Genomic DNA, 8,993 nt, shown 5'->3' with positions numbered 1-8,993 from the left:
CCTCGCACCAGATTCATGTCGGCTTGTGGACGCCGCTTTGACTCCGGCGCCGACAGGCTCTCGCCACTCGCGCGCCAACCTGCTACATGCCCTTGCCAGTACGCTGCCACTTCGCCAGCCTTGCCCATCGCGCTCTCCCGTGAAAACCTCGAGAGGGTGCGGCAACTGGCACGGGATTGGTAGGTGGGCCGACTAAACGCTTACGCTCAAGGCGCCGGAACGGGCAAACTATCGGCATGACCCGCTCCGAACTCATCGCCCGGCTCGCTGCTCGCTTCCCGCAACTGACCACCAAAGATGCCGAGCTTGCCGTCAAAGCAACTCTTGATAGTCTGCCGCTGATCGTTGTCGCTTACAATCCATGTAGCGGTGCTGCCCTTCAGAGCTTCAGTCTAGCGAGCTTTGTCTGCCGCAGGTAGATCAGCGGTTAGACCGGACGCTTTCGGTGCGACAGAAAAGGCGCTAAGCGTTTAGCGCTGGATCTCATTTACCCTGTTTCTGTGCACAATGGCCAAGACATACTTCCTGCGTTTCCTCATCCGAGATCACGCGGACGATCTCATCGTTGAGGTTCGCAAAGAGGAAGCGGAGCGTTTGCGATTGATGCTTGACGACTGTAGCGCCCCTTCGAGCACGACGCGCTTCTTCGTGTTTGACGCCGTTGACGGGCGGTCAATCGCTATAAATCTCTCCGATGTTCAGGCCGTTCGTTTTCTCTGGGATCCGGTGGACCTTCCACCCGATACTAAGCGCGCTGAGGGAGCGATTCAGATTCTCTTGCGCGGACGCGAAGCTCCGTTGGAGGAGTATCCGGATTCGCCTGAACAGCTATTCGATCTGTTTGCGAATTTGGACTATGGCCCGGAAATCGTACCTTATCCCAGCTTCGACGACGCCGATGGCGAACCACTTCAGTTAAACGCGAACGAAGTCGTCTCGGTGGTGGCGCCTACTCATCTGCTGAGTGAAGGTGCACGCTTGGCTGCCCTCGGAGACGACGCGTAGAATGCTCGGATGACTCGTTCCGAACTCATCGCCCGGCTGGCTGCACAGTTTCCGCAACTCACCGCCAAGGATGCTGAACTCTCGGCCAAAGCCATCCTGGAGGGGATGAGCGAGTCCCTGGCACGGGGAGGTCGGATCGAAATTCGCGGGTTCGGCACCTTCGCCCTGAACCACAGGCCGGCGCGAAGCGGACGCAATCCGAGCACCGGCGAGACCGTGGCGGTACCGGCGAAAAGGCTGCCGCACTTCACGCCGGGGAAGGAGCTACGAGAAAGGGTACAGGCGAGCAAATGACCTACAAGATAGGCCGAAATGAGCCCTGTCCCTGCGGCAGTGGCAAGAAATACAAGCAGTGCTGTGCAAACAGCGCCCAAGACGTCGTTGAAGCAGAAAGGAAAGGCCACGCAGGGGCCGCGGAGCGTGCCATCGACTGGCTGATGAACAAACATCGCAAGGCAGTGAGCATCGCCCTTGCAGAACTGCTCTTCGATGACTTGAGCCCCGAGGAAGAGGATGCTCTGAAGGCTCAAGACCAGGAGACCTGGAGCATCATCCACATGAACGTCATGGAATTGCTCCTGGCCGAAGGCGAAATTCTGGTGCATGGCGAGCACAGGCGAGTATCCGAATACCTGCTCAGTCCAGGCGGGCCGCTCTTCACGGCCGATCAGCGCCGCTGGATCACGCAGTTGGGTGCGCGCCCGTTGCGCCTCTACGACGTGACCGACCTCGTTCCGGGCCAGCAACTGACGCTGTGCGATTCGCTCGACGCAGAAGCGCCGCCGATCATCGTCCGCGAGCGATCGGGGGCTCAGGCTTCCCTGCTGGGCCTACAGATTGGCGTACGGATCATGGAGGTCGACGGCCACTGCGAGTTGTCTGGCGCCATCTACGCGTTTTCGCATTTCACCGGACCGGTCGTTCAGGCGAGGATGCGACAGGCCATGGATCACTTCGAGGGCCAGGCGAGCGACCTGCCGCACCTGCTGAGCACCATTCTGCAACGCCAGTGGCTCGCACAGTTCTACGCTCCGATGCCCATGCCGGCTTTCCGGGACGCCTATTCCGGCGAACCCATGCTGCTGATCACGGATCATTATCGCGTGACGGACTGGCAGGAATTGACGCACTCCTTGTCGGCGCAGAGCGACGTCGAAGGGGACCGCGAGACCGCCTGGAATCGCCTCATCGACTGCACGGATGGAGAGACACGCTCGGTGGCGACGATCAATATCGACAAGAGCCCCGACAAGATCACGGTCTTCTACAAGACGCAGCGCCATGCCGACGAAGGTCGTCCTTGGTTCGAGTCCGTTGCGGGCAATGCGGTTCGCTTCCTGTCTCGGGAGTTGTCCGATCCCGCGGGCCTGCTGCGCAACATGCCGGCCGATCACCGGGCGAAGCGACCCGATGCCGACGTCGACCTGTCACCGGAGGTGCTCGCCGAAATGATGGAAGAGACGCTTCGGCGGATGTACGCCAAGTGGCCGGACGAGCCCCTCCCGGCACTCGCTGGCAAGACCCCCAGGCAGGCCATCAACACGCCCGCAGGCCTGGAGCGGGTAGGGGGCCTGATCCGCCTGTATGAAGCGAGCGAGAAGCGGCAAGCCGCACAGCAGGGCCGAAGGACGATTCCGTTCGACTTTCTCTGGCGGGCACTGGGAATCTCGCGCCACGCTGGAAGCCAGTGAAGAGGATGAACGAAGAGCACATCACCGCCGTTGCAGATGTTCCGGCGAAATGCAATCCGCTCGGTGCTGCGGCGCAAGATGTGCCCGATCCTGTCGGCTGGCGAGTCGGGGCAGCCGACATCCTCTTCGGGCTCAAGTGCGAGGCCGATCCGTGCGAGCGGACGAGTTCGTCGCCAGGGTTCTCAATGACGCGTTTGATCTGGGCCTCGACGCGAAGACCTGCAGCCCGCAGGCGAAGGAAATGGTGGCGATTCTTCAGAAGAAACGGTTCTGACCAGCCGACGGCAAGAGAGCTGGCGTGGCGGCTTCCGGTGGCGGACTGCAGGATACCCGCGAAATCCCGGACAGCGTCACGGCCTGCCTGCGGTGAAGAGACGTTCCTTCAGCTTTGACCACCGCCTGTCGACCTGTTTGCCCTTGACGGCCATGGCCAACGCCTTCTTCTGGCCGACGAGCACGACCAGCCTCTTGCCGCGCGTGATGCCCGTATAGATCAGGTTGCGCTTGAGCATCAGGTAGTGCTGGGTCGACATCGGAATGACCACCACCGGGTATTCCGAGCCCTGTGACTTGTGGATCGTCGTCGCGTAGCAGAGCACCAGTTCGTCGAGTTCGCCGAACGGATAGGTGACCGCCCGGCCGTCGAAGGTCACGACCAGTTCCTCTTCGTCGCGATCAATGCCGGTCACGAAGCCGATGTCGCCATTGAAGACATCCCGGTCATAGTTGTTCTCGATCTGCATCACCTTGTCGCCGACGCTGAAGCGGTTGCCGAACTTGTCCACACTGTGTTCGCCGGGCGGGTTGAGCGCCTCCTGCAGTGCGTGATTGATGCCGCGGGCGCCGGTGATTCCCCGGTTCATCGGGCAAAGCACCTGGATGTCACGAACCGGATCGACATGGAACCTGCGCGGCAGGCGCGTCTGTACCAGATCGACCACGGTCTGCGCGATCACCTCCGGTTCCTCGGCGGCGACGAGGTAGAAGTCCGAGTCTTCCCCCTTCGCCGGCAGGCTGGGAAAGATTCCCCGGTTGATCTGGTGCGCACTGCGCACGATGCGCGAGGTGGCCGCCTGGCGAAACACTTCGGTCAGCCGAATGACGGGCACGGTACCCGAGTCGATGAGATCGGCGAGAAATTGACCGGGACCGACCGAGGGCAGTTGATCGACGTCGCCGACGAGGATCATCGCCGTAGCGGTGGCGACCGCCTTGAGAAGCTGGTTCGCCAGCGGCACGTCGATCATCGAGCATTCGTCGGCAACCAGCAGATCGCATTCGAGGGGGTTGTCCGCGTCGCGTTTGAACTGGCCATTGAGCGGATTGACTTCCAGCAGGCGATGGATCGTCCTGGCTTCGAGACCGGTCGATTCGGAGAGACGCTTGGCCGCCCGTCCAGTGGGCGCACACAACAGCGGCTTGACGCCCTTGGCCGTCATGATGGTGAGAATGGAATGGACCAGAGTCGTCTTGCCCACCCCGGGGCCGCCAGTGATCACCAGGATCTTCGAAGACAGCGCGAGACGGATGGCTTCCTTCTGGCTGTCGGCCAACTGAATCGAGAGCTTCTGCTCGACCCAGGGAATCGCCTTGTCGGCATCGAAGGTCGGCAGGGTCCCCGGGCCGGTCTTGAGGCGCCGCACCTGCGCGGCAATCGATTGCTCGGCGTAGTAAAGCGGCGCCAGGAACACACAGGGCTGGCTGTCGACGGTGTCTGGGAACAGCACCTCGCCGGCGATTTCCTGGGCGATGGCGGTTTCGATGATGGCATCCGGAATGTCGAGCAGCTTGACCGCCAGGGGCACCAGTTCGGCATACGGCAGACCGCAGTGGCCCTGTGCCGATGCTTCGGTGAGGGCATAGGAAATGCCGGCCTGCGCGCGCAGGGGAGAATCCTTGGCCATGCCGATCTTCTGCGCGATCGTGTCGGCGGAGAGGAAGCCGATGCCGCGAATGTCCTGCGCCAGCCGGTAGGGATTCTCGCGAACGATGTCGATGGCGTCCTGGCCGTAGGTCTTGAAGATGCGCACGGCGCGGGACGTCGAAACGCCATGTGCGTGCAGGAAGACCATGATGCTGCGAATGACCTTCTGGTCGGCCCAGCCGGAGGTGATCCTTCTGGCGCGGACTTCTCCGATCCCCGGAATCTCACGGAGGCGTTCGGGCGACCGCTCGATGACGTCAAACACCGCCGCGCCGAACGACTTGACGAGTTTGCTCGCGTAGACCGGGCCGATGCCCTTGACCATACCCGACCCAAGGTAGCGCTCGATCCCGGTCAGCGTGGTCGGCGGGGAGATCCGGACGAACACCGCGCGAAACTGCCGGCCATGTTCGCGATCGGTGACCCAGTGTCCCGAGGCAGAGGCGTATTCGCCGGGGGAAACGATCGGGGTGTGGCCGACCAGGGTGATCAGTTCGCGCTCACCCTTCACCTTCAGGCGGAGGACGCAAAAGCCGTTCTGCTCGTTGTGGAAGGTGACACGCTCAACGAGGCCGGCAAGGCGTTCGAGTTCAGCAGCGGGGGCGTCAGACATTGAGGACCGCGGTCAGGATGCCGCACACATCCTCGTGCTACCGGTACTCATCCCCCTCGATTCTCTCACCTGCGTATTCCACGCCAAACTGGACAGCGATTCGACAGAAGACTCGCCAGCGCCTTCCGGCGAGGGTGCGCAAGTTTGCCCATGCAGGTTGCCGGCGTGTGTCGGCGGCCGGACTGGTGGCGACCGTCGCTCGTTGGCTCTCGGTCGGATGCCGGCGATGCGGGTTGTGGGATGTGGTAGGGGCACAGGGGGCGCCCACTTCGGGGCTGATCGATCACGGTGCGGTGCCAAATGCGGCGACTCGACGCGTTGAGGCGCCAGGCAACCGAAGTTCGAGGCAAGCTATCAACTTGCATCCTTCTTGGGGGCTGCACGCTGCATCGAACCGTACCAGCACAGCGTCGTACCAATCAGGTCGCGATCCCCGTTGGCCCGCAAACACGTTCTAGGCGCCGTGCGGACGACTTCCGGCCACGTCCGGCAGACCCCGGAGGTAGACCAGCGACGTTTCGTAATTGACGTAGGCCTCGAGGATGTACTCGCTCCAGTAGCGCAAATCGAGCCCGTACTTCATCAAGTGGCAGTAAGCTCGTCGGGGATCGTCGATGCCGGTTTTCGGGAGCGTGCGCTCGAGAAATCGTTGCCAGTCGCGCTCGCCCGGATCGATGATCACATAGGGGGTCGTGATCACCACACTCTCAGCGAACTCCGGCCCCGGCGGTGGCAGCACGCGCGCCAGCCAGATCTCGCCGCGCTGCCCGCCGTGGCCAGCGGGAACGATGCACGACGCGATCTCGCCGGTGACGAATTCGCGAAGCCGCACGCTCCCCTGGTCGCGACCCTCGCACACGTAAAGGCCCATGCGCGACTGGCGCATGATGTCGATGATCGTGAGGAAATCGGGATGGGCATCGGCGCAACGGGCGAGCGCGGCGATGCAGTCGCCAATCGTCTCCCGCGCCGTGCCGATCGCCGCATCGAAACAGGACCAGTAGAAGAAGTACGACGAGGTCAGCGGACTCATCGGTGGTCCCGAGGGCATGTACTCCTCCGACGCATCAACGATGAGGTTGGTCAGCTTGTCGAGTGCCGGCAGCTCTGTGATCGTTTCCATGAGCACGGAGGCCTGATTTTGCGCATAGACGTAGATCGCGTGCGCCGGATGCAGGTCGGCCAGCCTTTGCGGCGAAACGACGGAACCCTGCTGGTCGATCGCATGCTGGCGGCCGGCGGCAAAGGCCTGCAAGTCGATGATCTTGCGGCTGCGATATTGCGCCAGAAGGCGCAGGAGTTTCTTGACGAGCGGGCCTTGCTGGGGGGCAACGGACATCACCAGACCTTTCCTCGAGCGCTGTAAGGAGCGGCCAGTGTAGGTGGCGACCAACGGGTTGGTCAATTGGCAGGCGTTCGCGCCCTCCTGCCTTGCCGCCGGGAAGCATTCATGCCGGGGAACCCGCCAAGTCAGCAACCACAAGGATTTTTGGCGTTCCCAGGAGCACGTTCCACGAGAGCGGGCGAATCATCGGGGGTGACCGCCCTCGTCAAGACCATGATCTGGCGGGGGGGGCCGCCAATGCCCCAACTCCAGCCATCCGCATCGCGCACACCAGCCGGATCCTGACCGCGATCTCCGCTCTCTTACTCACGCCTACTCCAAAACACCCAGCGCCGAAAAATCTGTGGTCATATCATTCTGGACGGTCTGGACCACCCGAATGGAGAACGAAGATGACCGTCGAACCCACTCTACCCGAATCGATGTCGCCACGCGAGCGCGCCGCCGAGATCGCTCACCTTCTTGCCACCGCGGTCGCGCGGCTACACGCCAAGCGGCCCTTGCCGAGCGAAGTTTCGCTTGGCTTTTCGGCGCCCAAGCGCGTTCATACAACTCCCTCCACACCAGGAGTACCACGATGACATCGCCTTCCATTGCCGCCCAGCTCGCGGCACTACCCGACATGCCGCTCGACCGACTGTGGTCGCTGTGGGATCAGCACTTCGCGCGCCGACCGCCGCGCGTCAATCGGCGTTACCTGGAAAGTCGCCTCGCCTATCGGCTACAGGAACTCGCCTATGGCGGCCTGCCGAAAGCGATCAAGGAGCAACTCGCCGACTGCGGCGAGCGCCTGTCGAAGATCAAGGTCGGGCGCGGCGCCGAGGTCCGCCTGATGCCGGGCACCGTCCTGATCCGTGAATGGGACGAGCGCGAGTACCGCGTCACCGTCACCGCCGACGGCCTGTACGAACTCGAGGGCCAACACTACAAGAGCCTGTCGGCCGCCGCCAAGGCGATCACCGGCACCCACTGGTCGGGGCCAGCGTTCTTCGGATTGAAGAGGGGGCGGCGATGAACACCGTGGCCCCGAAACGCTGCGCGGTCTATTGCCGCGTGTCCACCGATGAACGGCTAAACCAGTCGTTCAACTCGATCGATGCCCAGAAGGAAGCCGGGCTGGCCTCGGTCGCCAGCCAACGGGCGGAAGGCTGGATTCCCGTCCCCGACGACTACACTGACCCCGGCTACTCCGGGGGCAACCTGGAGCGCCCCGGACTGAAGTGCCTGCTGGCGGACATCGAGGCCGGCAAGATCGACATCGTAGTAGTCTACAAGATTGACCGTCTGACGCGGAGCCTGACCGACTTCTCCCGACTGATCGAAGTCTTCGAGCGCAACAAGGTGTCGTTCGTCGCCGTCACCCAGCAGTTCAACACCACGACCTCGATGGGCCGCCTGATGCTGAACGTCCTGCTGTCCTTCGCGCAATTCGAGCGCGAAGTCACCAGCGAGCGCATTCGTGACAAGATCGCCGCCAGCAAGGCCAAGGGGATGTGGATGGGTGGGTCGTTGCCGTTGGGGTACGACGTGGACAACCGGCTGTTGGTGATCAATGAAGTCGAGGCCGGCCTGGTCCGGCGCATCTTCAAGGATTTCGTGCGCTGTCGCTCGACGACCGAGATGGTTCGGGAACTCAGCGCTGAGGGCCAGACCACCAAGTCGGGGCGGCCTCTGACCAAGCAGACGCTCTACAAGATGATGCACAACCGCATCTATCGGGGCGAGATCCTGCACAAGGGAACATGCTATCCGGGCCAGCATCCGGCGATCATCGACCAGGGTCTCTGGGATGCCGTTCACGCGATCCTGGCGGAGAACAACCGCCAGCGCGCCTTGGCAACGCGCCAGCGCCGACAGCCACCGTCGTTGCTCCTGGGCATCTTCTTCACCCAGGACGGCGAACGCTTCCAGCCCGCCTTCACCCGCAAGGCCAATGGCACGATGTATCGCTACTACGTGCCGATCCGAAAGGTGCGCTTCGGCGCCAGGGCCACGCGCGCTGGGCGACTGCCGGCGGAGCCCATCGAGCAACTGGTACTCGCGCAGGTCCATGCGGCGCTGAAGGCACCGGAGGTGGTCCAAGCGGTGTGCAACCGAGTCGCCGCGGAAAAGCTCAAAGTGACCGAGCCGGAGGTGGTGCTCGCGCTTCGCCAGCTCGGCGCCGTCTGGGAGCAACTCTTCCCGCCCGAGCGCCAGCGCATCGTCCGGTTGCTGATCGAGCGCGTCACGCTGCTCGACAATGGTATCGAGATCAGCTGGCGTGAGGCCGGCTGGTCGCAGTTCATCGGCGAACTCCTGCCGGGAACGATCGGCGCGGAGTTGCGCGAACTCGTGGAGTCGGAGGAAGCCCTGGCATGACACGGATCACTCAGATTGGCGACGCCATCCAGCGCCGGGAACCGAAGCTCACCACGG

Annotated in this window: 7 protein-coding genes and 1 pseudogene; 6 read left to right on the top strand and 2 right to left on the bottom strand. The window is 62.8% G+C overall.

Translation table 11 applies throughout. From position 1 onward, the window contains the following. Nucleotides 1-236: 236 nt before the first annotated feature. The 4 genes and pseudogenes from NFW30_RS17470 to NFW30_RS17455 form a co-directional block, all read left to right on the top strand. Nucleotides 237-335, top strand: a pseudogene (locus NFW30_RS17470) (integration host factor subunit beta); the annotation flags it as partial. Between the two features lie 172 nt (nucleotides 336-507). Next, nucleotides 508-1,005, top strand: a complete 498-nt coding sequence (locus NFW30_RS17465; RefSeq protein ID WP_295356514.1) for a hypothetical protein — start codon at nucleotides 508-510, stop codon at nucleotides 1,003-1,005. Between the two features lie 9 nt (nucleotides 1,006-1,014). Then, nucleotides 1,015-1,299 carry an integration host factor subunit beta gene (locus NFW30_RS17460; protein WP_295356509.1) on the top strand — a complete coding sequence of 95 codons (285 nt, stop codon included), beginning with the start codon at nucleotides 1,015-1,017 and terminating at the stop codon, nucleotides 1,297-1,299. Next, a complete protein-coding gene (locus tag NFW30_RS17455) occupies nucleotides 1,296-2,696 on the top strand; it encodes an SEC-C metal-binding domain-containing protein (RefSeq protein ID WP_295356502.1) in 1,401 nt (466 codons plus the stop codon). Before NFW30_RS17460 ends, NFW30_RS17455 begins: the two co-directional genes overlap by 4 nt. Before the next feature lie 350 nt (nucleotides 2,697-3,046). Here NFW30_RS17455 and NFW30_RS17450 read toward each other — a convergent pair whose 3' ends face one another. Continuing rightward, nucleotides 3,047-5,233, bottom strand: coding sequence for an ATP-dependent RecD-like DNA helicase (locus tag NFW30_RS17450; protein ID WP_295356499.1), 2,187 nt, complete (start codon nucleotides 5,231-5,233; stop codon nucleotides 3,047-3,049). 454 nt (nucleotides 5,234-5,687) lie between these two features. Next, nucleotides 5,688-6,572, bottom strand: a complete 885-nt coding sequence (locus NFW30_RS17445) for a hypothetical protein (protein ID WP_295356496.1) — start codon at nucleotides 6,570-6,572, stop codon at nucleotides 5,688-5,690. A gap of 583 nt (nucleotides 6,573-7,155) precedes the next feature. Here NFW30_RS17445 and NFW30_RS17440 point away from each other — a divergent pair. Both NFW30_RS17440 and NFW30_RS17435 read left to right on the top strand, forming a co-directional pair. Then, the gene (locus NFW30_RS17440) at nucleotides 7,156-7,593 is read left to right on the top strand and encodes a DUF2924 domain-containing protein (RefSeq protein WP_295356494.1); all 438 of its coding nucleotides are present in this window, start codon (nucleotides 7,156-7,158) and stop codon (nucleotides 7,591-7,593) included. After that, a complete protein-coding gene (locus NFW30_RS17435; RefSeq protein ID WP_295356492.1) occupies nucleotides 7,590-8,936 on the top strand; it encodes a recombinase family protein in 1,347 nt (448 codons plus the stop codon). Before NFW30_RS17440 ends, NFW30_RS17435 begins: the two co-directional genes overlap by 4 nt. The last annotated feature ends 57 nt before the right edge of the window (nucleotides 8,937-8,993 follow it).

It is taken from the genome of Accumulibacter sp. (assembly GCF_023806635.1).
In the GTDB taxonomy this organism is placed as follows: Bacteria; Pseudomonadota; Gammaproteobacteria; order Burkholderiales; family Rhodocyclaceae; genus Accumulibacter.
The sequence above is the reverse complement of the archived record's forward strand: the minus strand, read 5'-3'. Positions and strand labels throughout refer to the sequence as shown.

What these genes read in the sequence shown, in the direction of transcription:
- NFW30_RS17465 (WP_295356514.1), top strand. Translation starts at nt 508, where the DNA reads ATGGCCAAGACATACTTCCTGCGTTTCCTCATCCGAGATCACGCGGAC.
- NFW30_RS17460 (WP_295356509.1), top strand. Translation starts at nt 1,015, where the DNA reads ATGACTCGTTCCGAACTCATCGCCCGGCTGGCTGCACAGTTTCCGCAA.
- NFW30_RS17455 (WP_295356502.1), top strand. Translation starts at nt 1,296, where the DNA reads ATGACCTACAAGATAGGCCGAAATGAGCCCTGTCCCTGCGGCAGTGGC.
- NFW30_RS17450 (WP_295356499.1), bottom strand. Translation starts at nt 5,233, where the DNA reads ATGTCTGACGCCCCCGCTGCTGAACTCGAACGCCTTGCCGGCCTCGTT.
- NFW30_RS17445 (WP_295356496.1), bottom strand. Translation starts at nt 6,572, where the DNA reads ATGTCCGTTGCCCCCCAGCAAGGCCCGCTCGTCAAGAAACTCCTGCGC.
- NFW30_RS17440 (WP_295356494.1), top strand. Translation starts at nt 7,156, where the DNA reads ATGACATCGCCTTCCATTGCCGCCCAGCTCGCGGCACTACCCGACATG.
- NFW30_RS17435 (WP_295356492.1), top strand. Translation starts at nt 7,590, where the DNA reads ATGAACACCGTGGCCCCGAAACGCTGCGCGGTCTATTGCCGCGTGTCC.